The following is a 24,839-nucleotide window of genomic DNA, read 5'->3' as shown; positions in this document are numbered from 1 at the left end:
CCCCTCCCCTTGGACACAACCCAAAGGCGTGCCACGGGTGTGCCACCTCGCGTCACATCACCTCCCGATAACCGAAAGGTCACAGCCAGATATACCGACCGACCACTCAGTCGGTGCTTCTGGTGTGCTCGGAAGCATGGACATCGAGAAGGCCATCGCACGTCTCGACCTGGCGCGGAAGGTCCGGCTGCTGACCGGGTCCGCGCTGTTCGCGCTGCACCCGGAGCCGGAGATCGGGTTGGTGTCGCTGAAGCTGTCCGACGGCCCGACCGGTGTCCGCGGTGCCGAACTGCGCGGCGGCACGATCGCGTGCGTGCTGCCGAACGCCACGTTGCTCGCCCAGCACTGGGACGTCGCGCTGGCCCGCGAGGTCGGTGAGGTGCTCGCGGACGAGGCGGCGGCACAACAGGTCCACGTCGTGCTCGGCCCGACGATCAACCTGCACCGCACCGCGCTGGGCGGCCGGTTGTTCGAGGCGTACAGCGAGGATCCGCTGCTCACCGGCGTGATCGCGGCCGCGTACGTGCGGGGCCTGCAGGACAAGGGCATCGCGGCGACGCCGAAGCACTACGTGGCCAACGAGTCCGAGACCGAGCGGCGCACGGCGAGCATGGTGCTCGACGAGAAGACGTTGCGCGAGGTCTACCTGCTGCCGTTCGAGATCGTGGTCGAGGACTCCTCGCCGTGGGCGATCATGGCGGCGTACAACAACGTCAACGGCGTTCCCGCCACCGAGCACACCGAGCTGGTCGAGGGTGTGTTGAAGGGCGAGTGGGGGTTCGACGGGCTGCTGATGTCCGACTGGTTCGCCACGAAGTCGACGGCGGCGAGCGCGAACGGCGGCCTCGACCTCGCGATGCCCGGTCCCGGCGGGCCGTGGGAGGACAAGCTGGTGGCGGCGGTGCGGGCCGGTGAGGTCGCCGAGGCCGTGATCGACGACCACGTGGCCCGGGTGCTGCTGCTGGCGACGCGGACGGGCGCGTTCGGTGACGTGCGGTCGTGGCCCGCGGATCTGCCCGCGCCCGACAGCGAGGTGCGGCGTGAGCAGCTGCGGAGGTTCGCGGCGGGTGGCATGACCGTGCTGAAGAACTCCGGTGTGCTGCCGTTGCAGGAGTCTTCCGTTGCGCTGATCGGACGGCACGCGGTCGCGACCGTCGCGCAGGGCGGCGGTTCGGCCGGGGTGCGGCCGCCGCACGTGATCAGCATCGCGGACGGCCTGACCTCGCGACTCGGTACCGCTGTGTCCGTTGTGGACGGTGTGGAGGTGCGGCAGCGGTACGCCGCGCCGGCTCGTGGCGTGCTGAAGGACATCCGCGCCACGACGTACGACGCGGACGGCGAGGTGCTGGCGTCGCGCGACATGGAGATCGCCGAACTGGCCGCGTACGGCGGCTGGGCGCAGGGGGCCGCGTCGATCGAGGTGTCCGGCGAGGTCGTGCTGGACGAGCCGGCGCGGATGCTGATCGGCGTGCGCGGGTTCGGCGACTGGACGATCGACGTGGCGGGACGCCGGCACGCCGCCGTGCTGGAGCGGGGAACCGGGATCGTCGAGGAGGCGCTGCTCAAGCCGCCGCACTGGACGGCCGAGGTGCTGCTCTCCCCCGGCGAGCGGATCACCGCCCGCGTGCGCGGGGCGGTCGCGCTGGTCGGCCTGATCACCCAGCCGGTGCCGCGTGCCCCGGCCGACGCGATCGGTGCGGCGGTGCGGGCCGCGCGCGAGGCGGACGTGGCGGTCGTGGTCGTCGGGCTCACCGAGGAGCAGGAGACCGAGGGCTTCGACAAGACGACGCTGGCGTTGCCGGGCGAGCAGGACGCGCTGGTCGCGGCGGTGGCGGCGGCCGCCCGGCGCACGGTTGTCGTGGTGAACGCCGCTACTCCGGTGCTGATGCCGTGGCTCGCGCAGGTCGACGCGGTGTTGTGGGCCGGGTTGCCGGGGCAGGAGGCCGGGGACGCGGTGGCGGCGGCGTTGCTCGGCGAGATCGAACCGGCCGGGCGTCTGGTCACCACCTTTCCTCGCACGAATGCCGACGCGTTGCCGTTGGTGCCGGTCGACGGTGAGTTGGTGTATTCGGAGGGAACGGCCTTCGGCTACCGGGGTGCGTCCGACCCGTTGTTCTGGTTCGGGCACGGGCTCGGCTACACGAGCTGGGAGTACGGCGCCGCTGCGGTGACCGGCGCGGACGGGGCGGTCGGCTCGGTGTCGGTGGAGGTCACCAACACGGGGGCGCGGGCGGGGCGCGAGGTCGTGCAGGTGTACCTGCGGCCGTCGGACGAGCCGGTTCGTCTGGTCGGGTTCGCCGGTGTGCACGCTCACCCCGGCGAGACCGTGCGAGTCGAGGTCCCCTGCGATCCCCGCGCCCAGCGCCGGTGGGCCGACGGGTGGCACCCGGTCACCGGTGAGGTGGTGATCGCCCGCGGTCTGGGCGACGTCCGCGTTACCCTGCCCGCTGATCATGGAGTGAGGTGACGCGGTGTCCGTCCCGCCCAGGTACCGGGCCAGGTCGCGCGGGGACGTCTCCGGCGAGGAGTCACGCGCGAAGGCCGTGGCCGTGGCCACCGAGTTGTTCGCGCTAACAGGGTTCAAGGGAACGTCGGTGGCGGCCGTGGCGGCGAAGACCGGGCTCTCGCAGTCCGGTCTGCTGCACCACTTCCCCAGCAAGGCGGCGCTGCTCACCGCCGTGCTGGAGGAACGCGACCGGCAGGACGGCGACTTCCTGGCCGGCACCTCGGGACCTCCGCTGGGGTGGGCGGCGTTCGACGCGCTCGCCGCCCTCGTGGCCCGCAACTCCACCCGGCCGCACCTGGTGGGTCTGTTCGTCCGGCTGGCCGCTGAGGCGACCGAGCCGGACCACCCCGCGCACCCGTGGATCCGTCAGCACTACCGCGGTCTCGAGCAGTGGCTGACCGATGCCGTGAGGACAGGTCGGCAGCAGGGTGAGATGGCGGCAGAAGCGCCGATCACCGCGATCGTCCGCACCACGATCGCGGTGATCGACGGGCTGCAACAGCAGTGGTTGCTGGAGCCGGACGAGGTGTCCATGACGGCCGAGTTCGAGGTGTTCGTCGCGACCCTGCGCACGCGCTGGGGTCGCTGAGTTCGCAAGGTGGTGGCCCGGTTCAGTCTGGGGGACCCGTCCGGGCCACCGGTCTTGCGGTAGGTGGCCGACGTGCGCGGTGACTTTCACACGCCGGCCGGGTTCTTGGGGGAACCGAACCCGGCAACTGCGCCGACCCCCATTCCCAGGTGTTCGGGCCTGGCGGCGCAGGTACCGGATCTGGACACAAAGATGACAGGGGGCGTGCACAGATTTCGCCCAGGCTGTGCACAGACCGCGAGATTGTGCGCGAGTATGGACGTGCACCCGGATCCTGATCATCGAGGAGCGATCTACCTGTGGAGTTCCTGCTGCTCGGCTCGCTGGCGGTACGGCGGACGGGCACACTGCTGGAGCTGGGCGGACCCCGGCAGCGCGCGGTGCTCACGATGCTGTTGTTGCACGCCAACGAAGCGGTCAGCTTCGCCCAGCTGACCGACGCGGTGTGGGACTCCCCGCCGGTCGCGCCCGAGTCGAACCTGCGCACGTACGCCGCCGGGCTGCGCAAGGTGCTGGGCGACCGGCTCGTCACCAGGACCGGGCACGGCTACCAGCTCGTCGTGCAGCCGGGCGAACTGGACCTCGACGCGTTCGACCAGCTGGTGCGCGACGGTGAGAACGCTCTCACCGAGAAGGACGTGGAGGCGGCCGCCGACCTGTTCGGGCAGGCGCTCGCCAAGTGGCACGGCATCCCGACGGCCGAGCTGAACGCGGGGCCGTTGCTGCGCGCGGAGTTCACGCGGTTGCAGGAACGCAGGCTCACGGCCGTCGAGCGGTTCGCGAAGGCGGCGCTGGAGCTCGGCCGGTTCGACGACGTGATCGACCGGCTGCGCCGCGAGACCGCGTTGCACCCGTTGCGGGAAGAGCTGTGGGCGTTGCTGATGCTCGCGCAGGACCGCTCCGGACGGCGGGGCGAGGCATTGGAAACCTATGCAACGGCCCGCAAGCACATGGTCGAGCAGCTCGGTGTCGAGCCCGGCGTGCGGCTGCGCCAGTTGCAGCAGGTGATCCTCGAAAGCCGGGTGCCCTCGCCCGCCGCGTTGAGCGCGCACCGGCAGCTGCCGATGGACATCGCCGAGTTCACCGGGCGCGAGTCCGAACTGCAGAAGCTGATCGAGCCGGGGCCGGAGTCCACGATCGTGATCTCCGCGATCGAGGGCATGGCAGGGGTGGGCAAGACGAAGTTGGCGGTCCGTGCCGCTCACCGGCTCGTCGAGCGTTTCCCCGATGTGCAACTGTGGGCCGATTTGCACGGGTTCGACGCGGACGAGCTGCCCGCCGACCCGTCCGCCGTGCTGGAGAGCTTCCTGCGACTGCTCGGCGTGCCGGGCGGACAGATCCCCGAGTCGCTGGACGACCGGGCGGCGCTCTACCGCGATCGGCTGGCGGGCAAGCGCGCGTTGGTGCTGCTGGACAACGCCGCCGGGGAGGACCAGGTGCGGCCGTTGCTGCCGGGCAGCGGGACGTGCGTGGTGCTGATCACCAGTCGCCGCACGCTGTTGCAGCTCGACGGGGTGCGGTCGTTGTTCCTCGACGTGTTCACGCCGTCCGAGGCGTTGGCGCTGCTGTCCCGGATCGCCGGGCAGGACCGGGTCGCGGCCGATCGCGAGGCGGCGGGGCGGATCGCCGAGCTGTGCGGTCACCTGCCGATCGCCGTGGCGCTGGCCGCGAAAAGACTCGCTCGACGTCCACAGTGGACGATGCAGGACCTCGTGGACCGGCTCGAGCGGGGAGGCGGTCTCGGTGCGCGGGGCGTGTTCGACCTCTCGTACCAGGCGCTGCCGGAGAACCAGAGGCGTCTGTTTCGCCTCCTCGGACTCCACCCCGGCGAGGACGTCACCGCCGACTCCGCCGCCGCCCTCGCGGGGCTGACCGCGCACGAGGCCAGCGACCTGCTGGAGACGTTGCTCGACGAACACCTGTTGCAGCAACACACTCCGGACCGTTACGGGCTGCACGACCTGTTGCGCGCGTACGCCGTCGAACAGGTGACGGCCGCCGAACCGCCGCCCGCGCGGACGTTGGCCCGGCGTCGCGTCCTCGACTGGTACGTGCACACGTCGTGGCACGGCGCGCAGCAGCTCAATCCCCAGCGACAGCTGGAGATCAGTCCCGCGGACCCGGCCGTGCACCCCCGGTCGTTCGCGGACCGGGACGCGGCGCTGCTGTGGTGCGACACGGAACGCGCGAACCTCGTGGCCGCGATCCGCGACGCCGCCGAGCACGACCTGCCGGAGCACTCGTGGAGCCTCGCTCAATGTCTGTGGGACTTCTTCAACCTGCGCAAGCACTGGGCGGACTGGCTCGACACGCACGGCGTCGCGCTGGCGGCCGCGCGCTCGGTCGGTGACCGGTCGGCCGAGGGCAGGATGCTGATCACGCTGGGCATCGCGTTGCGCGAGGTGCGGCGGCACGACGAGGCGATCGACTGCTACCAGCAGGCGCTCGCGATCTTCCGCGCCACCGGGGACAAGTCGCGTCAGGTGCCGACGTTGAACAACATCGGCATCGTCCACATGGCGGAAGGCCGGCCCGAGGACGCGTTGGTGTCGTACGAGCAGTCGGCCGAGATCGCGAGTGAGCTGGGTGATCTGCACACGGCGGCCGTGCTGCTGAACAACATCGGGTTGCTGCACGCCGACGCGGGCCGGTTCGACGTGGCGCTGGCGCGGTACCTGCGGGCGTTGGCGATCCGGCAGGAGGTCAAGGACCCGTACAGCGAGGGGATCCTGCTCAACAACGTCGGCGAGGTGTACCGGGGGCTGCTCGACTTCCCGCAGGCCGTGGCCTACGTTGACCGGGCGCTGGAGACGTTCCGCGCGATCGGCGACCTGTACGGGCAGGCCGAGTCGCTCGACAACCTGGGCCTCGCACTGGACGGGCTCGGTGACCGGCGGGGCGCGGAGAAGTGCTGGCTGGAGTCCGCGACGTTGTTCGAGGAGCTGGGCGAACCCAAGGCGGACGAGGTCCGCGCCCGGCTTTGACCGGCCGATCAAGCAAAGCGCGATCCGTGCCGTATCGCGCTTCTTCAGCCTGAGGTCACTGCCCTTCTGGGGCTTGGTGACAACAACTGAAGACGTGAGGACACGGCATGAAGGATCTCTCTTTCGACCCTGACGACCTGGAGCTCGGCGACCTCGCGGTCACCTCCCTGCGCGACTCGGTCGCGTTGCCGGAGTCCGGTGCCTCCGGAGGTGCCTCGTCGTGCTCGTGCGGCAGCTCGTCGTGCAGCAGCTGCACCCAGCCCCAGCTTCCCGCCCAGAACGCATGAGCGAACGCGTGCAGGGAGAAACAGCGCCATACGCACTCGTGCGCCTGGCGGCCCTGCCGCACCCGGACGGCGCTGCGACGGCAGCGCCGTTCCGGCGGGCGGTGGAGACGTTGGCGGCGCTCGAAGCCACGCTGCTGTCGTTGACGGGTCCGGTGTCGGACCTGTTGCACGACAGCGCCGGGACGCACTCCGACGTCTACCACCGCACAGTCGTGCTGCCGCTGCGCCGCGACGTCCACAACGGACGGATGCCGCGCCCGGCTCTGCTGACCGAGGCCGCTGGTCTCGTCGAGCGATTTCCTCAGCTCGGTTCGTGGCTGTCCGCAATGGACTCACGGGCTGCGGCGGCCGCCGAGGTCGAACGGTTGCTGCCTGAGGCGCTCTCCGCCGAACGTGCCGTGCTCGCCGCGTTGTGCGGGGACGAGTCGGTGCGGAAGGCGGCCGTGTTCAGCGGCCGCGACCTCTGGCAGGGGCTCGCGCGCGCCGGTTCCGACGACAAGCGCGCCCGCAAGGCCGAGCCGACGGTGCTGCGCTACGCCCTGCGCGCGACGTCCAAGACCAGTCCCCTGTCCTGGTACGCGGCGGTCGGCTGGGGCACGTGGTCGCCCGACGCGCCCGAGCCCGACTTCGGCACCCCGGTCGCGGTGACGCGGGTCAGCCAGGTGTTGCTGTCCCGGTTGATCGCGGCTCTGCTCGCGGACCGGGCGCACGTGGTCGATCATCCGCACCGGCTGGCACCCGACGTGCACTTCGAGGGCGGCCAGGCGAAGTTCCGCCGCGACGTGCCCGCTCGCGGGCCGTTGCGCGCGTACGTCGGCATCCAGGAGGACGTCGAACTGGCGTCGAGCGCGCCGTTGCAGTTCCTCGTCGGGCTGACCGGGGCGAACCCCAAGGGGATCAGCCCGGCCGAGCTCGCCAGCGCGTTGGCGACCCGGTTGCCGGACGGCGAGTCCGATCGCGCGCAGCACTATGTGGCGTTGTTGCTCGACATCAAGCTTCTCGTGCCGGTACTGCCGGTCGATCCGCAGGACCCGGCGGCCTGTCCCGCGTTGGCCTCGTGGCTGCGGGACACCGGGCGTTCTTCGTTGGCTGATCAGTTGATGGCGCTTCATCGGGACACTGTGGCGTTCGCTTCTTTGGAGGCCTCCGCCCGGCCGGCCGCGCTGGCCGCGTTGTTCTCCGCGTGGGAGGCGTTGGGGGCGCTCGTCGGCGTCGAGTTGGGTGACGTGACGCCGTTGAGCGAGGACGTCGTGCTGCCGCAACCGGTGCGGCTCGACCGGTCGCACGGGTACGACGGAGTGCGGCAACTAGCGGGGCTGACACCGGTGCTGATGCTGTTCGACCGGCACCTCGCGATCCGCCGCCACTCGCGGGACCTCTTCGTGTCGGCGTTCGGGCACGGCGGCGTCGCGCGGCTCGCCGAGTGCGCGCCGTTGATGCACGAGGCGATGTCCGGCGCGCCGACCGGCGGCCTGGGCGCGAGCCGGGCCCAGGTCTCGGACCTGGTGCAGGACGGCGTGATCACCGACGAGGTCGTCACCGCCGCCGCCGATCTCCTCCCGTCGTGGATGAAGACCCGGCCGGTCTCCTACTCGTTCTTCGCCCAGCCGTCCCCCGACGGCCTGGTGGTGAACCACATCTACGACGGCTTCGGCCGTTTCCCGGGCCGGTTCCTCGACCTGCTGCCGCCCGAGGCCTACGCGATGGTCCGGGCCACTTTGGACGGTGTGTTCCCGCGCGGTTTCCTGGAGTACCGCCCGGTGCAGGGCTTCAACCCGAACCTGCACCCGCTGCTCGGCCGCGCCGAGATCGGTGAGGACCCGCGCTGGGCCGACCACACCCCGGACGCCCTGGAGATCTTCCACGACCAGGTGGCCGACGAACTCCGCCTGCGCCGCCGCGACAACGGCGCGTTGCTCGACGTGCTGTACCTCGGCTACCTGATGCCGATCTCCCTGCCGGACCGCGCCGCCGCCCTGCACACCGATCTGTCGTGCGGCGCGGCCGACCTCACCCCGTTGCAACCGGTGTCGTTGATGGGTGATGTCCGGGTTGCCTCGCGCCTGCGTTACCGCGACGTGGTGCTGGGCCGCCGTTACTGGGACTTCCCTGCCGCGGCTTTGGCCGAGGCGTTCGGTTCGGTGCTGGGCGCCACGGCTCTACGCTCGCGTTTCGGCCTGCCCTCCGCACTGTTCGCGGGCATGGGCGGCGTGATCACGTCCCGCGAGGACTTCGAGGCCCGCGTCAACGGCCCGAAGCCGCAGTACGTCGACCTGCTGAACGCCCTGCACCTGCGTTGCCTGCCACGCCTGGTACCCCGCTACGGCCCGCACGTCCGGCTGACCGAGGCGTTGCCGGTGCCGTCCGGCCAGGTGCTCGAAGTGGTGGCGGAGACCTATCGGAGGGCCGGATGACCGACGTCGTCGTCTACTACCACGACCCCGTCAAGGCTCCGCTCCTGCGCGACGGCGTCCTGCCCGCCCTTTCCGCTGCTCTGGCGGCGTTCCCGGACGTGGTCGGGCACGTCGAACGCCACTGGCTGCACGGCCCACACCTGCGCGTCGTCCTCTCCGGTCCGTCGTGTTCGACAGCGGCGTTGCTGGTAGCCACTCTGCTGCGTTCTCATCTGGTTGGTGCTCCTTCTGGCGTGGAGCTGTCCACGTCCGAACTGCTCGCCCACGCCGAGTCCGCCGCCGTGGCCGAACTGCTGCTGCCGCCGTTCACCCCGTTCCACCCCAACAACTCCGTGCGCATCGAACCGACCGACACCTCCCGCGCCGCCACCTTCCTCCCTCCGGCCCACGTGGCTTTGCGCGCAGAGGGCCTTCGTCTGGGCGTTCCGGTGTTGCGCCCGTCGCTCGACGTCTCCCGCCCGCTGCTGGCACTGACCGCGATGGCCGTGCACGCCAGCCGCTACCCCGGCGGCCTCCAGTACGGCTACCACTCGTTCCTCTCGCACGTCGAGGACTTCCTGCTGGCGAGCGACCCCGACGGCGTCATTCGGTCCAAATTGGACAAGATCTGGTCCGCAAACGCTTCCGCCGCCTGCGCCGTCGTCTCCCAGGTGGCCCTGGGCCAGCCCACGACCGTGCTGGAAGCCGCCTGGCAGAACTGGACCATCGCCCTGCGGCTGGCCGCCGAGGAGACCTACGACGCGGGTGAATTGAGCCCCGATCCGAACCCACGCCACGGCGCACGTGCCTATGAGGTCGGCGACCCGGACGCCATCCGCCGCTACAACTACGGCGAGCGAACCTCGTTCACCGACTACCACACAGCGATGTGGACGGTGGACCTCTCGTCTCCGGCCGTGGCGCGCGCCATGACCGTCTATCGCCTGGGCACCAACGTCCTCTACCAACTCCTGGCTCTCTGCGACGTGACCCCGATGGAGCGCTACGCCGCGGCCCACCTCCTGTCGCAGGCGGCCCAGCAGGTGCTCGGCACCACCTGGTCCGAGCAGTTCGCCGCACTCAGGAAGACGGGGTGACGCCCGTGCTCGTGCGACTGCGCCCGGTCGTCCAGGCCACTCCGACCCCCGACGGCCTGCACCTGCGCGGCTGGACGTCGAACTGCACGCTGACCGGCGGCCGCGGGCTGTGGAAGGTGTGGCAACGCCTCGCTCCGCAGCTCGTCGGCGGGGTGTTGCGGGCGGATCTGTCGGCGCCGGTCGATGCGGCACCGGGGGTGCGGGCGGCGGTGGCGTTGATCGTGGAGCAGTTGTGGGAGCACGACATGCTCGTGGAGACGCCTAAATGGGGTGCGGACGCGCCTTCGCCTGAGGTGGCGGCCTGGCTGGAGTCGGCGGCGGTGGAGCCGGCGGCGGCCTGGGGGCGGTTGCGCGGGGTCGCGGTGGTGGTGTCGGGGAGTGGGGTGCTGGCCGGGGCGGCGAGGCTGGCGGTGGAAGCGGTGGGGCTGGCGGTGTCGGGGGCGACCACCTCTGCCAGCGAACTCTCCCTCTCTGCCGGCGGTCTCACCGTCGTGGCGGAGTGCGGCGCGGAGGTCGGGTATGTCTTGCCTCCCACCACCGAGGCATCTCTTTTGGTCGACACTGAAGTCACTATGCGAATCCGCGCGAGGATCGGGCTCACCGGCGAACCGACCGGGATCCTCCCGACCCTGATCGGGTCCGCTGCCGTGCACCGGCTCGTCTGCGCCGTCGCCGGCCTGCCCGACCCCACGCCCGACGCCGCCTACCCGATGGCGTTGGTCGCGCACGCCGACCCGCTCACCGCCACCTACCACCCGATCCTCCAAGGCCCACCGCCCACCGACCCGTGGCAGGCCCTCGACGCCCTGACCGACGCCGAACTCGGCCCCGTCGACACCCCGGAGTTCGGTGCACTCCCCCAGGTCCCGGCCAACCTCGCCACCTCCGGCGCGGCGCTCGGCATCGGCACCACCGCCGACGCCGCACGGCTGAACGCCGCTCTCAACGCCCTCAAGTCCGACGGCGTGCTCGGCATCGACGACGTCCACGCCCGCGGGGCCGCCTTGCGCGACAAGGCACGGCACCTGCGAGGGGAACCAGCCGACGCCGCGGAGTGGACGAGCGATCCGACTGCCCATCGGTGGTGGAAGGCGTTGACCGCGCGGTTCGGGGTGCCTGCGGTGGTGAGGGTCGAGCGGCTCGCGGACGGGGTGCACAAGGCGGAGATCCGGGACAAGCACAGGGTTCTGGCGTGGGCCGTCGAGGCGACGGCCCGAGATGCGGTGGCGTTCGCCGCACTCGCCGCCGCCGGGTACGCGCAGGCCGGGCAGGTGGGGACCGCGCACCTCAACGGCGCCGCGCCCGCGAAGGTCACCGAGAACCCCGCTTGGGTCACGAGGCAGTGGCATTGGCCCGCGCACATCAGAGAACGCGAAGCGGAATTCCAGCAAGCGATCGCGGAGCTGGGCGTCGAGATCCGCCCGGTGGAACTCGACCCCGAACTCGAAGCTGCCGGCCTCAGGGCGTACCGATGATCACCTACACGACGCAGGACCCGCCGGTCGTCCGGGCGGACGGCGCGCTGACGCTCGTCGGTCCCACCGAAGACGTCTGCACCGGCTGCGCCGAGAACGCGCGGCTTGCCCAGGCACCGAAGCAGACGCTCACCCTCAAAGGGATCACCGCGCCCGCGTTCGCACCGTTGGTCGCGGCACTCGAAAACCACCAGAGCGGCACGGTCACCGCGATCCGAAGCGACCTCGGGCTGGTGTCCACCCATCGGATCAAGCCGGGCACGTGTTGCGAGCCGGTCCAGAACAGCGCCGAAAACACGAAGACGCCCAACGGTGAGCTTCGCACGCCCAACGGGAAGACCACGGCGGAGGCGTTGAAAGAGGCCTTGGTCGACTTCCGGCACGGGCCGGTGACGGCGTTGTTCAGGACCGGGCACCTGCCGTTGGCCACCGTCACGGCGGAGTTGGACGCGCACACGGTCGGGTACGGCCGCACCACGTCGTTCGAAGAGGCCGAGCGGACGGCGATCTTCGAGTTGATCGAACGCCTCAACGGCATGCGGCCACGCAAACCAGCAGCGGTAGACGCGTCGTTCGCAGAGCTGGGGCCGACACGAGCGGTCGACCCGGCCACCCTCGGCTTGGACGACGAGAACGACACCTACCACCCGAATCTGAAAATGCGCTGGGTCGAAGGCTGGTCGTACACGAGAAGCCGGAAGGTCCTGGTGCCGGAGCAGATCGCGTACTGGGGTGTGCCGGGCGAGAGGTTCGTGCACGAGACGTCGAACGGGTGCGGGCTCGGCAACAGCCTCACGGAGGCGGTGTTGCACGGGCTGTTCGAGGTCGCGGAACGGGACGCGTTCCTGATGGCCTGGTACGGGAAGACGCCGCTCAGAAGGATCAAGGCGACCGACCCGCTGCTGCACCACCTCGAGGACAGGCTCGAGGAGCTCGGCTACGAACTCCTCTTCCTCGACGCCACCAACGACCTGAAGATCCCGGCGGTCATGACGCTGGCCAGGGCGAAGCGCCCTGGGCTGCCGCAGGCGTTCTTCGCGGCGGGCGCCAGCCCCGACCCCGTCAAGGCCATGCGGTCGGCGGCGGTCGAGGTGGCGGTGGACGTCGAGGCCTTCGCCGACCGGGCAAGGGCCAAGCCGGAGGACTACGCATCGGAACGACTGAAGGCACTCCTCGAAAACCCGAAGCTGGTCAGGTCCATGGACGACCACGTCGCGGTCAACACCCTGGAAGAAGCGAAAGAGCGGTACTCGTTCCTCGTCAACGACGAACCCCCGCAACACCTGCACAACCGACGAACCCACACCGACCTCAAGCACCTGCTCGCACACCACGTCGAAGCGATGGGCCTCGAGGTGATCGCCGTCGACCAGTCGGATCCGCACACGGTCAACACGCTCGGCCTGCACGCGGCCAAGGTCGTCGTGCCCGGCGCGCTGCCCATGACGTTCGGCCACCGGAGGACCAAGGGGCTGGCAAGGCTCGTCCCCAGGCAGACGCACCCCCACCCGTTCCCCTGAGGAGTGAAGCTGTGACCTGGACCGGCCTGCACTGCAGGGTGAACTGGAACCGCGCGGACCTCGACACCTTCATCGCCGAGTCGCTCGCCCCCGCGATGGCGGGCCACGAGTGGTACTTCCTGCGCTACTGGGAGACCGGGCCGCACCTGCGCGTCCGCTTCCGCAACGCCGACAGCGACACCCTCAAGGACACGCTGGCAAAGCTCATCGCCGACCAGACCTTCGGACAAGCCGAAGACGAACCCGACTGGCTCCCCCACGGCGACGTCCGCCAAGTCGAGTACGTCCCGGAGACCGAACGGTACGGCGGACCGCAAGCACTCCCGCTCGCGGAAGAAGTGTTCTGCCACAGCACACAGGTGGCGATCGCGGTCCTGAAAGCCACCCACACCGACAGCGCGAGGCTGACGGCCGCCATCGACCTCACCATCGCCACGGCCCGAGCACTCGACCTCAGCCTCCCCCAGGCCGCAGGGTGGTTGCGCAGCCTCGGTTCGGGCTGGCGCAACGTCCAGGAGCAGGCGCCGGCCCCGACAATCGGATCGCAGCACGCCGCCAACCAGCTGCTCGCCAAGAGAGGCCGCGACCTCGCCGCCCGATGGCACCGGGACCCGCGCGGCGCGATCGCCCACTGGCGCACCACGATCAAGGAGGCCAACGAGAAGCTGGACACCTGGCTGCCCTACGTGTGGGCGTCCCAGCTGCACATGCTGCTCAACCGCATGGGCATCACCCCCAACGAAGAGCGCATGATCTGCTGGACCACCGCAGCGGCCGCCATGTCCCCCAACGGCCTCACCGACTTCCACGACGACGGCGAGACCGCGCCGGACCGCCGTTACCTCGAAGCGAGCAAGTTCCTGCCGGGCTTCACCGACCAGCTGCCGAGAAAGTCGACAACGCCGAGACAGTCCTGGCCCGCCACCACCGCGCTGCCCTCCACAGTGGACACCGACACGCTCAGGGCCAGAAGAACCAGCCGCGACCTCACCGGCGACCTGACCGCGGAGCAGCTCGGCACCCTGCTCTGGAACGCCATGTCCCCCAAGGACGGCAGGTGGCCGTATCCGAGCGCCGGAGCCCAGTACTGCGCCCGGATCAGGATCATCGCGCTGAACGTCGACGGCCTGAGCAGAGGCCGCTACGAGGTCAACGAGGTCGAGCGCGCGCTCACCTGGTTCGGCGAGGCACCGTCCATCGAGGACCTCGAAGCGACGTCGATGTGGTTCGGCAAGGGCACGACGGAACTCGCCGGCACCCCCGCCGTCCTCGCTCTCTACATCAGGCTAGGCAGTCTGAGACAAACCTACGGACTGCGAGCACTCAGGTTCGCGTTCACCGAGGCCGGGCACCTGGCGCAGAACCTCACGGTCACGGCCGCCAACCTCGGCATCCGGACGGGGCTGGTCGGCGGGTTCTACGACGACATCGCCCACGACGTCATCGGACTCGACGGCGTGGACGACGCACTCGTCTACTTCCTGCCGCTGGCCTCAGATCTCGACTGAGTCCAGCAGCACGTCGACGGTCGGCTCGATCGCGGCGGCCGCCCGCGCGTCCCGGAACCGGCGTTCGATGCCGAGGTCACGGCGGAACGCCGCGTCCCCGCACACCTTCATCGCCAGATCCGTCACGGCCACGGCGGCCTCGGTCGCGGTGACCGCCAGCAGCCGCACGCGGTCCGCGGACCGCTCCGGATGCCACGTCACCGCGGACAGGGTGTCGTTGTACAGCACCCTGACCGAGTCGGTCCGCAACCGCATGCGGGCCAGATCGGGACGGGTCCGCGGATCATCACGGCCCAGCACGCCGATCGCCGCCGCCAGCGCCCCCTCCATCAGGCCGAGCGACACCGCCGCCCCGAGCACCATGAACCACGGGAACGCCAGTTCCTCGGACCACAGCCGATTCGACGCCGGCACCCGCACGGGATCGGCCTGCACGCACGTGGCAACGGTTCCCCGCAGACCCATCCCGGCGTGGTCGGCGGGCACCAACAATCCTGGCGCCTCGGCGGGCACGAGCCACAGACCCGAGCCGCACGACCAGACGTAGCTGTCCGCCTCCCCGGCCGCGATCACCCAGTTCTTGCGCGCCCGCACCTGCACCACGTCACCGTGCGACGACGCCTCGCCGGCAGAACCGAAGGCCGCCAGCGTCGACAGGTGCCGGCCCGCCGCGATCTCGGCCCGCAACCAGTGCGGCCCGGACCGGTCGAGCACCGCCGCCGCCGAGTAGTGCGACCGCAACACGGAAGCGGTTGCGGCGCACACGCGGGCGACCTGCTCGACCACCCGGCCGGCCGAGCGCACGTCCTGGCCTCCCCCGCCGACCGTCCGGGAGATCGTCATGCCCAGCAACCCCTTGGCACCCAACGCGTTCAGAGCCGCGCGCGGGAACCGGGAGTGCTGATCGACGTCCGCCGCGTTCGGCGCCACCACGGTCTGCACGATGCGGAGCAGGTCCGCCCGGTAGGTCACGTGGGTGGGTAGAGCGAGTAGGACGGGAAGTTGCCGTACGGCCGTTCCTCGGGCGGGCCCTCTGTCACGGCGTGCACCAGCAACGAACCGCCGACGAACGACCCGCGCCACGAGGCACCGCGACCGCCGAACACCTCGTCCCGGTCACCCCGGGAACGCGGCTTGTTGATGCCGACCTTGAACGCCTGGACGTCCTCGCTCAGCCGTCGAGCCGTTGCCTCGTCGTCACAGGCGAGGGACGCCACCAGAGCACCGTTCGAGGCGTTCATCGCGGCCAGCAACTCGGCCTCGGTGTCCACCAGGACGATCGTGTCGACCGGCCCGAACGGCTCCGCGTGGTGCAGCGGCGACGACCGCGGCGGGTCGAGGATCGCCACCGGCGCCAGGTACGCGGCGGTCTGCTGTCCCGGCAGGAAGTGGCCACCCTCCAGCGTTCCCCGGTACAACGGCACACCGCCCGCCCGCACGGCCTCCTCGACGACGTCCCCCAACTCCTTGGCCTTCGCGTCGTTGATCAACGGCCCGAAGTCCAGCGAGGGCAGCTCGTCGTCAGGCGAAGCGACGGCGAGCGGGTGTCCGAACTTCACGTCCCGCACCGCGGGCAGGTAGACGCTGAGGAACTTGTCGAACAACGACCGCTGCACGACGTACCGCGGGTAGGCGGTGCACCGCTGCTTGCCGTAGTCGAACGCCTTGCGGATCTGCGTGCCGAGCATGTCCCAGGAGTCGGTCTCCCAGACACCCCAGCAGTTCAGACCCTCCTGTTCCAGGACGTGCCGGCGGTTCGAGTCGACCAGGCGCGTCGCAATAGAACTGCCGACATCACGACCGCCCACAAAGGACACGCAGCCCAGGAACGAGGATCCGACCAGCACCGGCGCAAGTTCCGACCCGCTTCCGGACACCAGGGTCAACGGCAATCCCGACCGCACGGCCAGCGCGGTCGCCAAGGTCAGGCAGCTCACGCCACCGTCGGTCGGTGCCTTGGTGATGACGGCGTTGCCCGCCAGCGCCTGCACCAGCATCGCGTGCATCAGCACGCTCATCGGGTAGTTCCACGACGCGATGTTGCTGACCGGGCCGTTCAACGGCGTCCGGCCGGCCAGCATCGAGTCGATCTCCTCGACGTACCAGCGCACCCCCTCGATGCACCGGTCCACGTCCGCCGTGGCGAGCCGCCACGGCTTGCCGATCTCCCACACCAGCAGCAACGACAGCAGGTCGCGGTGCTCGGTGAGAGCGTCGAGTGCTTCGGTCACCCTGGCCTTGCGGTCGGCCAGGGTGACGTTGCGCCACTCGATGTGCTGGTCGACGGCCGCGACGACCGCCCGTCCCGCGACGTCGAAGTCGAGGAACGGCGGGCCCGCGATGGTGGAGCCGTCGACCGGGCTGGTGGCGGGCATCGGTTCGCCGGAACGACTCCACTCGCCGCCGAAGTGGTTGAGCAGCCGGTCTTCGTGGAACGCTTCCGGTGCTACCGAAACGCACCGCGAATACACGTCGTTCCAGGAAGTTCCGGGCTTGAGGATCAACGACATCGGAGCGCCCTCCCTGGCCAAAGGAACTGACCGTTGATCAGCGATTTTGCACGTGCTGCCAGCCGAATCGACCCTTGATGCACAGGTTTCCGTGCGTGACAGTGCTTTCGTGCGGAGACGTGACCTTCACGATCTCGTTGTCCTGCACGTGCAGGGTGAGGTTGCACCCGACCCCGCAGAACGTGCAGATGGTCGTGGTCTGCGTCTGGGCCTCTTCGTCCCAGGTGCCGTCCTCGCGCTTGTCGTGCTCGCGCTTGAAGCTCAACGCACCCGTGGGACAGACCTCGATGCAGTTGCCGCAGTACACGCAAGCGCTTTCGGGCAGCGGCGTGGAGAACTCCGTGGAGATCCGCGAGTCGAAGCCCCGGCCGGCCACCGAGATCGCGAACGTGTTCTGCCACTGGTCGCCGCACGCGTCCACGCACTTGTAACACATGATGCACTTGCTCAGATCGCGGACGTACAGCGGATTGTCCACTTTGGCCGGTTGCCGCACGGTCGCGGCCGTCTGGCCGTCCGGCTCGTCGTGCTCGCCGGGGCGGCGGTCGTCCCGGTCGGTCGACGGCGGTGCCGGCGGGCCGAAGCGGGAGGGGTCGGCACCGCACGCGGACATCCACTCGTCCACGTGCGGCGTGGTGGAGAGGTCCGTGGCGGACCCGAGGAGTTCGAGCACCAGCTTGCGACTGTGCTTGGTGCGTTCGGAGTCGGTGTGCACGACCATGCCGGGCTCTGCCTTGCGCGAGCACGACGGCACGAGCGTGCGCGATCCCTCGACCTCGACCATGCAGACGCGGCAAGCGTTTGCGGGCTTCAGCGTGTCGCCGTAGCACAGCGTCGGGATCGATTTCCCTTGTGCCGTACAGGCGTCCAGGATCGTCGCACCCTCTGGCACCCGGACCGACTCGCCGTCCAGCGTCAGCTCGACCAGACGCTTCGGAAGACCGATTTCAACGATGGTCATCGTGCTGCCTCCTCCGCGTAGCCGAGCCGGTACAGGGCTGATTCGATGGCGTTCCAGGCGGTCTGGCCCAGGCCGCAGATGGACGAGTCGCGCATGACCTGCCCGACTTCCTTCAACAGCTGGAGATCCTCGGCCGACGTGCTCAGCGGGCGTTTGCCCACCAGCCGCGCCATCGCCTCCTCCTGGCGCACGGTGCCGATCCGGCACGGCACGCACTGGCCGCACGACTCGTCGCGGAAGAACGCGGCGATGCGCAACAGGAACGCGCCCAGGTCGGCCGTGTCGTCGAGCACCAGCACGACGCCGGAACCCAGCGTGGTGTTCGCGGCGCGCGCGTCTTCCATGGTGAGCGGCAGGTCGAGCTCGTCCGGGCGAACGAACCCGCCTGCCGCCCCGCCGAGCAGTACCGCTCGCAGCTCCCGGCCTGGCGGCACGCCACCCGCCAGATCGAGGAGTTCTCCGAGCGTGGTGCCGAACGGCACCTCGTACACGCCCGGACGACTGACGTTGCCCGACAGGCAGAAGAGCTTCGGGCCCGCCGAACCCGGGGTGCCGATGCCGGTGTAGGCCTCGCACCCCTCCGTGAGGATCACCGGCACGTTGACCAGCGTCTCCACGTTGTTGACCACCGTCGGCTTGCCGAACAGGCCCGACTCCACCGGGAACGGCGGCTTCGAGCGCGGCTCACCGCGGAAGCCCTCGATCGAGTTGAAGATCGCCGTTTCCTCGCCGCAGATGTAGGCACCCGCGCCGCGGCGAATCTCGATCTCGAACGAGAAACCCTGGTGACCCATGATGTTCTCGCCGAGGAAGTTGCGCTCACGAGCACGGGCGATCGCGTTGCGCAGCAGGTGCAACGCCCGCGGGTACTCGCCGCGCAGGTAGAGGTAGCCGCGCGAGCAGCCGGCCGCGAACCCGGCGATCGTCATCGACTCGATCACCGCGTAAGGGTCGCCCTCCATCAGCAGGCGGTCCTTGAACGTGCCGGGCTCGCTCTCGTCCGCGTTGCACACCAGGTAGTGCGGTCGCACGGGTTGGCGGGCGGTCGCGTCCCACTTGCGTCCTGTCGGGAACGCCGCACCGCCGCGGCCCATCAGCTTCGCGTCGGTGACCTCGCGAATCACCCCGGACGGTCCCAGGAGGAGAGCCGTCCGCAACGCCGCGTAGCCGCCCGTCGCCCGGTAGTCGTCGAGCGACTCCGGATCGACGACGCCAACCCGTTTGAGCAGCCGCAGGCCGGGGTCACCGGCCTGCGGCACCTCGGCGCGCTCACCGTCCACGTGGGAGGGACCGGCGGCCGCCACCGCGATCACCTCCTCGGCGGTGGTGGGCGCCAGGAGCTGCTCCGCCGCCACCTCACCCGCCTCGAACGCGAGCGCCACCGGAGCCTTCTCGCACACCCCGAGACACGGGCTGCGCAACCAACCGCTCTTCGCCCCCGCCGGTCCGAGCTCGCTGGTCAGCCTGTCGCACAACGCTTTCGCGCCGTTGACCTGACAGGCCAGGTCGACGCACACGTGCGTGACCTTCGCCGGCCGTTCGGTCAGCGAGAACAACGAGTAGAAGCTCGCCACCCCGTACGCCTCGGCAGGCGGGATGTGCAGGACGCGGCAGATGTGGTTCAGCGCGCCCTGGCTGATCCAGCCGACCCTGTCGTTGACCGCGTGCAGGGCGGGCAGGAGCTGGTCCCTGCCCATCCCCGCGAACAGGTCGACGACAACGCGTTCGGCCTCGGACGGTTCGACGTCGAGCAGTTTGAGATCCACTCAGCCCACCTTCACGGGAACCTTGGCAATTTTGTCAATGCGAATGGCTGCTGCCTTGTACTCAGCGGTGCCGGCGATCGGGCAGGTCGCCTCGATCGTCAGGACGTTGACGTCGATCTCGTCCGGGAAGTGGAACGTCATGAAGACGAGCCCCGGCGTGAGACCCTCGTCGATCCGCACCGGCGCCTGGATCTGGCCGCGCCTGCTCGTGATCGACACCTCTTCGCCGGCGATGACCCCGAGCGTCAGAGCGTCTTCCGGGCACAGGTCGAGCGTCTCGCCGACCCGCAACGGCGACTCGAAGCCGGCCGACTGCACCCCGGTGTTGTAGGAGTCGAGGCGGCGTCCGGTGGTGAGCCGGAACGGGAACTCCTCGGTCAGCTCGTCCACGGGCGGGCTGTGCGGCACCGGCGAGAACGTCGCGGGCATGCCGCGCTTCACCGGGTCCTCCTCCCAGAGCCTGCCGTGCAGGAAGCTGGGTTCGAGGGAGTTCTCGTCCGGGCACGGCCACTGGATGCCGCCGAGCTTCTCCAACCGGTCGTAGGTCATGCCGGTGTGGATCGGCGAGAGGCTGCGCAACTCGTCCCAGACGTCCTCGCCGGTCTTGTGCTCCCAGTTCGCACCGAGCCGGTGGGCGATCTCGCCCATGATCTCGATGTCGTCGCGGGCGCCTTCCGGCGGCGTCAACGCCTTGCGGACGCGCTGCACCCGGCGCTCGCTGTTGGTGAACGTGCCGTCGGTCTCGCACCAGGCGGCCGCGGCGGGCAGCACGACGTGCGCGAGCTGCGCGGTCTTGGTGAGGAAGATGTCCTGCACCACGACGTGGTCCAAGTTGGACAGTCGCTTGATCGTGTGCTCGCAGTCGGCCTCGGACTGCACCGGGTTCTCGCCGATGATGTACACGGTGGTCATGTCACCGCGTTCCATCGCCTCGAGCATCTGGGTGAGGTTCCAGCCCTTGGCTGCCTTGAAGTTCGAGCCCCACGCGTCGTTGAACTTCTTGGCGACGTTCGGGTCGGTGATGTCCTGGAACCCGGGCAGCCGGTCGGGGATGGCGCCCATGTCGCCGCCGCCCTGCACGTTGTTCTGCCCGCGCAACGGGTTCAGGCCCGCGCCGTAGCGGCCGACCTGGCCGGTCAGCAGCGACAGGTTGATCAGGCTCAGGACGTTGTTCGTGCCGTTGTGGTGCTCGGTGATGCCGAGCGTCCAGCTGAGCTGGCCGCGGTCCGCCTTGGCGTAGGCGTGCGCCAGTTCGCGGATCAGCTCGGCGGGCACCCCGGTCTCGAGCTCGGCGACCGGCAGCGTCCACGGTTCGACGGCTTTCACGAACTCCTGGAAGCCCTCGGTGGCGCGCTCGACGAACGACATGTTCGTGAGGTTCGAGGCGATGATCTCGCGCGCGATGGCGTGCGCCAGCGGGATGTCCGTGCCGACCTTGAGCCGCAACCACTTGTGCGCCCACTTGCCGGTGCTGGTCAGCCGCGGGTCGACGACGTAGAGCTTCGCGCCCTTGTTCACGGCCTTCAGCACGTGCTGGAAGAAGATCGGGTGCGCCTCGCGGGCGTTCGATCCCCAGAGCACGATCAGGTCGGCGTCCTCGATCTCCTGGTAGGAGGAGGTTCCGCCGCCGCTGCCGAACACCTTGGCCAGACCGGCCACGCTCGGCGCGTGACACGTGCGGTTGCACGAGTCGACGTTGTTGGTACCGATGACGGCCCTGGTGAACTTCTGGGCCATGTAGTTCATCTCGTTGGTGGCCCGCGCACAGGAGAACATCCCGAACGCGTCGGGGCCGCCGAGCGCGACGTTCCTGCGGAAGCCCTCTGCTGCCTTGTCCAGCGCCTCGTCCCAGCTCGCCGGTCGCAGGATTCCCGAATCACGCACCAGGGGCTGGGTGAGCCGCACGTAGGGCTCGGTCTTCTTCCGCCTGCTCATCGTCTGCACCTCCTCCCCACATACTGTATGCAATCTTCTGTACGCGCTAGCCCCTGTTGCGGTTTCTTGACGATGGACCGCGTTGAGAGAACAGAACTATCGCGTCATAGATCGCATCTATGAAGGCGGATTCAGGCCTTGACGAACGGCTCCACGAAGATCGGCAGGGCGGAGCGCAGCTGCTCCATCACCGCGTCCTGGTCCGCCCCCATCGCGGTGATGGTGGCGAGGAGGTTGCCCCGCGCGAGGACAGCGGTGCAGCGGACCGGCAAGATGACGAAATCCGTTTTCTCGCAGTACGAGTAGGCCTCGTCGACACCGGCAGGCTTGGCGAGCGGGACGTCCGGAACGAGAGTCCTGTTGCTCACGCCTTCGGGGCTGTAGGTGGTGCAGAGGCGCGACCACCGCTGCACCGTCGACAGCATCACCGTCCCCGGCAGGTCGGAGGTGGCGTGCACCATCTCCAGCAACTGCACGCCGCCTCCCCACGACCGGATGCGCGCGGCGGAAATGCCGGTGTCGATGCGCATCGGCGTGTCGGTGCAGACGGAGGTCACGGGCTCCTCGTCGAGCGCCGGGTCGGCCTCGTTCTCCGGGTTGTCGCGGGAGAACCTGCCACCGAGCGAGTCGAACGCACCGGGCGGCGCCAGGGCGGCCTTGACGCGCTTGTCCAGGTCAGCGGGCGTCGGCACCGCACTGGCGGCGGACGGCGGCGGAGGAGCAGGCGTGGGGTCGGCGGAACAGCCGGCCAGTGCCAGCACGACGAGAACCGCGCCCCAGTTCCTCACCCGAACCCCCCAGGTTTCCGGCATTCGGGATGAAAGTAACTCAAATCATCCCTGGGTGATGGAGTTTTCGATCGACCGCAACGTGGCCGTGAGCACGGCGTCGCGGTGCGCCCCCGCCGGCAGCGCCCGCGCCACCGACACCGCCCCGATCAGCGACGCCACCAACGCCCACGCCCGTTGCCTGCGTTCCTCTTCGTCGCCGGGCATGGCGGGCAACATGAGCGCGACCATGCGGGAGATCTGCAACTGGTAGACCTCGCGCACCGCGTCACTCGCCCGCGCCACGTCCACCGTGAGCGCCGCCAGCACGCAGCCGCCGGCGACGTCCTGGCAATGCTCGTCGCTCAGGTACATGCCGATCAACTCGACCAGCCGGCGCCGTCGTTCGTCGCGGTCCTCGACCTTGAGCGCCTCGAAGTCGGCGCTGACGTAGTCCCGGATCACCTGCTCCAGGAAGCCTTCCTTGCTGCCGAAGTGCGAGTAGAGCGCGCCGGAGGTGACCTCGGCCGCCGCGGCGAGCGCGTCGACGCCCACGCCGTGGAAACCCTTCTCCTTCAACGGACGTGACGCGGCGGCCAGGATCGCGGCCCTGGCCTGCTCCTTGTGGTCCTTCGCGTACCGCACGCCACTCCCCAACTTGACTTCGACCGGGGCTCTGATCATACGATAACGCTCGTTACATAGCGATCGTTATTCTATCCATCCGTGAGGGGACCATGAGCGCAAACACCGCTGTCACGCGCACCGTCGACGTGGACGGCACGCCGTTCGCCTACCGCGAGGTCGGCCCGCAGGAGGGGGTGCCGCTGGTGTTGCTGCACCACTTCACGGCGGTGCTCGACGACTGGGATCCGGCGGTGGTCGACGGGCTGGCGGCACAGCGCCGGGTCGTGCTGGTCGACCTGCGCGGCGTGGGGGCGTCGGGTGGCACGACGCCGGACAGCGTCGAGGCGATGGCCGACGACCTCGCGCAGTTCCTGCGGGCGTTGGGTTTCGCCGAGGTGGACCTGCTCGGCGTGTCGATGGGCGGCATGATCGCGCAGGTGATCGCCGAACGGGAACCCTCGCTGGTGCGCCGGATCGTCCTCGCCGGCACGTCACCGGCGGGTGACACCGGCCCCGCCAACGCGCTTCCGTTGCTGCAGAACGCCCTGCAGCAGTCGGCCGAGGCGGGCAAGCACCCCAAGCACCTGCTGTTCTTCTCCCCCACCGCGACGAGCCAGCGAGCCGGGGACGAGTTCCTCGCGCGGTTGAACGAACGGACCGAGGACCGCGACACCGACGTCACGAACGAGACCATCGGGGCGCAGGCGGTGGCGCTCGCCAAGTGGGAGCAGGGATCGCCCGAGGGCCTCGCGAACGTCCGCCAGCCGGCGCTGGTCGTCAACGGGGACAACGACGTCATGCTCCCGACGATCAGCTCGTTCAACCTCGCGAAGCACCTGCCGAACGTCCAGTTGAGCATCTACCCGGACGCGGGCCACGGCGCGTTGTTCCAGCACCACGAGCTGTTCGTCGAGCAGACGCTGGAGTTCCTCAGCGCGTGACCTGAACGCGGCGGGGACCGGTGGGTGACGCTCCGGTCCCCGCCGCGCTCACAGGTCCCGGCGGTCGAGGTGCTTGTGCAGCATGCGGTCCAGCTCGCCGCGCACGTCCAGGCCGCGGGTGAGCCCGAGCATCGCCCGCGCCAGCATCGACACCGGTTCCTGGTCTCCCACCACGAGCCCGATCTGCGGCACCCGCTGAGGATCCTCGATGCGCACCACCCGCATCCCTTCTGGCGTACCGAACATCTGCAACCACGCGTGCGCGATCACGCTCGACCACTTGCGGGTCGCCACGTGCGCCCACAACGTCGCCACGGTGTCGGCCTCGATCACCGGCACCGGCTGCACGCCGTTGTCGGCGAACACCCCGTCGAGGATCCGGCGGTTGCGCATCTTGGACGTCAGCAGGCACAACGGCAGCGCGGCCACGTCCGCCCACCGCGCCACCGGGCGTTCGGCGATCTCCTCGTCGGCGGGCGTCAGCAGCACGTACCGCTCCTCGTACAACGGCATCGCGCGCGTCGAACCGTCCACATAGGTCATGGCGATGTCGAGTTCGAACTCCTCGAGCCCGCGGGTGATCTCCTGCGAGGACAACGACTCCAGCGTCACGCGGACGTGCGGGTAGCGCTCGCAGAATGGGGTCGTCAGCAGGGGCGCGGTCGGAAGCGCTGTCGGGATGGCTCCGATCCGGAGGATTCCCGACAGCGACTCCCTCATGCGGGACAGGTCCTGCCGCAGCGCGTCGCGGTCGGCGAGCATGCGATGCGCCCACAGCAGGACCCGTTCCCCCTCCGGCGTCAGCGACTCGAACCGGCGGCCGCGGGACACGATCGGCACCCCGAGCTCGCGTTCGAGCTTGCTGATCGCCGCCGACAACGACGGCTGGGACACGTGACAGGACTCCGCGGCACGCGCGAAGTGGCGTTCACGGGCCAGGGCGACCAGGTACTCCAGCTGTCGCAGCAGCAAC

Annotated in this window: 18 protein-coding genes; 10 read left to right on the top strand and 8 right to left on the bottom strand. The window is 69.6% G+C overall.

Annotated features, from left to right (window positions below; genetic code table 11):
- The first annotated feature begins 136 nt into the window (after window positions 1-136).
- From JNUCC0626_RS03380 to JNUCC0626_RS03340, 9 genes are all read left to right on the top strand, one after another.
- Window positions 137-2,467 (top strand): glycoside hydrolase family 3 protein, encoded by a 2,331-nt coding sequence (locus JNUCC0626_RS03380; RefSeq protein WP_394618160.1) that lies wholly within the window; start codon window positions 137-139, stop codon window positions 2,465-2,467.
- 4 nt (window positions 2,468-2,471) lie between these two features.
- Window positions 2,472-3,095, top strand: a complete 624-nt coding sequence (locus tag JNUCC0626_RS03375; protein WP_394618159.1) for a TetR/AcrR family transcriptional regulator — start codon at window positions 2,472-2,474, stop codon at window positions 3,093-3,095.
- A gap of 299 nt (window positions 3,096-3,394) precedes the next feature.
- On the top strand, window positions 3,395-6,079 hold the full coding sequence (locus tag JNUCC0626_RS03370) for an AfsR/SARP family transcriptional regulator (protein WP_394618158.1): 2,685 nt from the start codon (window positions 3,395-3,397) through the stop codon (window positions 6,077-6,079).
- Window positions 6,080-6,186: 107 nt separating this feature from the next.
- Window positions 6,187-6,366: a thiazolylpeptide-type bacteriocin gene (locus JNUCC0626_RS03365; protein ID WP_266040363.1), complete on the top strand. Its 180-nt coding sequence runs from the start codon at window positions 6,187-6,189 to the stop codon at window positions 6,364-6,366.
- Complete coding sequence (locus tag JNUCC0626_RS03360) at window positions 6,363-8,780, top strand: lantibiotic dehydratase (protein ID WP_394618157.1); 2,418 nt, start codon at window positions 6,363-6,365, stop codon at window positions 8,778-8,780. The genes JNUCC0626_RS03365 and JNUCC0626_RS03360 overlap by 4 nt, the downstream gene beginning before the upstream one ends.
- Window positions 8,777-9,856, top strand: coding sequence for a hypothetical protein (locus JNUCC0626_RS03355; protein WP_394618156.1), 1,080 nt, complete (start codon window positions 8,777-8,779; stop codon window positions 9,854-9,856). Before JNUCC0626_RS03360 ends, JNUCC0626_RS03355 begins: the two co-directional genes overlap by 4 nt.
- A gap of 5 nt (window positions 9,857-9,861) precedes the next feature.
- Entirely contained in the window at window positions 9,862-11,331 is a 1,470-nt protein-coding gene (locus JNUCC0626_RS03350) for a hypothetical protein (protein WP_394618155.1), read from the top strand.
- On the top strand, window positions 11,328-12,851 hold the full coding sequence (locus tag JNUCC0626_RS03345; protein WP_394618154.1) for a YcaO-like family protein: 1,524 nt from the start codon (window positions 11,328-11,330) through the stop codon (window positions 12,849-12,851). Before JNUCC0626_RS03350 ends, JNUCC0626_RS03345 begins: the two co-directional genes overlap by 4 nt.
- 11 nt (window positions 12,852-12,862) lie before the next feature.
- On the top strand, window positions 12,863-14,359 hold the full coding sequence (locus JNUCC0626_RS03340) for a thiopeptide-type bacteriocin biosynthesis protein (protein WP_394618153.1): 1,497 nt from the start codon (window positions 12,863-12,865) through the stop codon (window positions 14,357-14,359).
- On the opposite strand, the gene JNUCC0626_RS03335 is transcribed toward JNUCC0626_RS03340, so the two are convergent.
- The 7 genes from JNUCC0626_RS03335 to JNUCC0626_RS03305 form a co-directional block, all read right to left on the bottom strand.
- Complete coding sequence (locus JNUCC0626_RS03335; RefSeq protein WP_394618152.1) at window positions 14,345-15,331, bottom strand: acyl-CoA dehydrogenase family protein; 987 nt, start codon at window positions 15,329-15,331, stop codon at window positions 14,345-14,347. The genes JNUCC0626_RS03340 and JNUCC0626_RS03335 overlap by 15 nt on opposite strands.
- Complete coding sequence (locus JNUCC0626_RS03330; protein ID WP_394618151.1) at window positions 15,328-16,869, bottom strand: aldehyde dehydrogenase family protein; 1,542 nt, start codon at window positions 16,867-16,869, stop codon at window positions 15,328-15,330. The genes JNUCC0626_RS03335 and JNUCC0626_RS03330 overlap by 4 nt, the downstream gene beginning before the upstream one ends.
- A gap of 37 nt (window positions 16,870-16,906) precedes the next feature.
- Window positions 16,907-17,830, bottom strand: a complete 924-nt coding sequence (locus JNUCC0626_RS03325) for a 2Fe-2S iron-sulfur cluster-binding protein (protein ID WP_394618150.1) — start codon at window positions 17,828-17,830, stop codon at window positions 16,907-16,909.
- The gene (locus JNUCC0626_RS03320) at window positions 17,827-19,596 is read right to left on the bottom strand and encodes an NAD(P)H-dependent oxidoreductase subunit E (protein ID WP_394618149.1); all 1,770 of its coding nucleotides are present in this window, start codon (window positions 19,594-19,596) and stop codon (window positions 17,827-17,829) included. The genes JNUCC0626_RS03325 and JNUCC0626_RS03320 overlap by 4 nt, the downstream gene beginning before the upstream one ends.
- The gene (locus JNUCC0626_RS03315) at window positions 19,597-21,531 is read right to left on the bottom strand and encodes a molybdopterin oxidoreductase family protein (RefSeq protein ID WP_394618148.1); all 1,935 of its coding nucleotides are present in this window, start codon (window positions 21,529-21,531) and stop codon (window positions 19,597-19,599) included.
- Window positions 21,532-21,662: 131 nt separating this feature from the next.
- Window positions 21,663-22,343 (bottom strand): hypothetical protein, encoded by a 681-nt coding sequence (locus JNUCC0626_RS03310; protein ID WP_394618147.1) that lies wholly within the window; start codon window positions 22,341-22,343, stop codon window positions 21,663-21,665.
- Between the two features lie 21 nt (window positions 22,344-22,364).
- Entirely contained in the window at window positions 22,365-22,943 is a 579-nt protein-coding gene (locus JNUCC0626_RS03305; RefSeq protein ID WP_394618146.1) for a TetR/AcrR family transcriptional regulator, read from the bottom strand.
- Between the two features lie 92 nt (window positions 22,944-23,035).
- Here JNUCC0626_RS03305 and JNUCC0626_RS03300 point away from each other — a divergent pair, with 92 nt between their 5' ends.
- Entirely contained in the window at window positions 23,036-23,866 is an 831-nt protein-coding gene (locus JNUCC0626_RS03300; RefSeq protein WP_394618145.1) for an alpha/beta fold hydrolase, read from the top strand.
- A gap of 48 nt (window positions 23,867-23,914) precedes the next feature.
- Here JNUCC0626_RS03300 and JNUCC0626_RS03295 read toward each other — a convergent pair whose 3' ends face one another.
- Window positions 23,915-24,838 carry a LysR family transcriptional regulator gene (locus JNUCC0626_RS03295; RefSeq protein WP_394618144.1) on the bottom strand — a complete coding sequence of 308 codons (924 nt, stop codon included), beginning with the start codon at window positions 24,836-24,838 and terminating at the stop codon, window positions 23,915-23,917.
- Window position 24,839 lies beyond the last annotated feature (1 nt).

The sequence above is a fragment of the Lentzea sp. JNUCC 0626 genome (genome assembly GCF_043632865.1).
In the GTDB taxonomy this organism is placed as follows: domain Bacteria; phylum Actinomycetota; class Actinomycetes; order Mycobacteriales; family Pseudonocardiaceae; genus Lentzea.
The sequence above is the reverse complement of the archived record's forward strand: the minus strand, read 5'-3'. Positions and strand labels throughout refer to the sequence as shown.